This is a genomic window from Proteus hauseri ATCC 700826 (assembly GCF_001654965.1).
Lineage (GTDB): Bacteria > Pseudomonadota > Gammaproteobacteria > Enterobacterales > Enterobacteriaceae > Proteus > Proteus hauseri.
In genome coordinates this window covers 1-1229 of record NZ_LXEV01000042.1, presented here as the reverse complement: position 1 = coordinate 1229, position 1229 = coordinate 1, and the positions used below count along the sequence as shown (strand labels likewise).

Sequence of the window (1229 nt, the reverse complement as noted above, 5' to 3'; positions counted from 1 at the left end):
AAAAAGGGCATCATTCGATGCCCTTTTCAAGCAATAAGTTAGAAATTAACTTAATACTTTAGCAACAACACCTGCGCCTACTGTACGGCCACCTTCACGGATAGCGAAACGTAAACCGTCGTCCATCGCGATAGGGTGAATCAGTTCAACGATCATGTTGATGTTGTCACCTGGCATTACCATTTCTACGCCTTCTGGTAATTCGATAGTACCAGTTACGTCAGTTGTACGGAAGTAGAACTGTGGACGGTAACCTTTGAAGAATGGAGTGTGACGACCACCTTCATCTTTGCTCAGGATATAAACTTCTGATTCGAATTTAGTGTGTGGCTTGATTGAACCTGGTTTAGCCAGTACTTGTCCACGTTCGATTTCTTCACGTTTAGTACCACGCAGAAGAACACCTACGTTCTCACCTGCACGACCTTCGTCAAGTAATTTACGGAACATTTCAACGCCAGTACAAGTTGTTTTAACTGTGTCTTTAATACCAACAATCTCAACTTCTTCACCAACTTTAACAACACCACGCTCTACACGGCCTGTTACTACTGTACCACGACCAGAGATTGAGAATACGTCTTCGATAGGCAGCAGGAATGGTTTGTCAATTGCACGCTCTGGTTCTGGGATGTAAGAATCCAGTGCTTCTGCTAATTCAACAATTTTTGCTTCCCACTCAGCTTCGCCTTCCAGTGCTTTCAGCGCTGAACCACGGATTACTGGAGTGTCATCACCTGGGAAATCGTACTGAGACAGAAGTTCACGAACTTCCATTTCTACTAATTCCAGCAGTTCTTCATCATCAACCATGTCACATTTGTTCAGGAATACGATGATGTAAGGTACACCAACCTGGCGACCTAACAGGATGTGCTCACGAGTTTGTGGCATTGGGCCATCAGTCGCAGCAACAACCAGAATAGCTCCGTCCATTTGCGCAGCACCAGTGATCATGTTTTTAACATAGTCGGCGTGACCTGGGCAGTCTACGTGTGCGTAGTGACGGCTTGGGGTGTCATATTCTACGTGTGAAGTAGAGATGGTGATACCACGAGCTTTTTCTTCTGGTGCGTTATCGATTTGATCGAATGCACGAGCAGCACCACCGTAAGTTTTAGCTAAAACTGTAGTGATTGCAGCAGTCAGAGTTGTTTTACCGTGGTCAACGTGGCCGATAGTACCAACGTTAACGTGCGGTTTTGAACGTTCAAATTTTTCTTTAGACA

Annotated in this window: 1 protein-coding gene; it reads right to left on the bottom strand. The window is 45.0% G+C overall.

Annotated elements, in window-relative coordinates; translation table 11 throughout:
• Positions 1-45 precede the first annotated feature (45 nt).
• Positions 46-1229 (bottom strand): elongation factor Tu (gene tuf / locus M997_RS17040; protein ID WP_064721309.1); only part of this gene is annotated, 1184 nt, incomplete at its 5' end.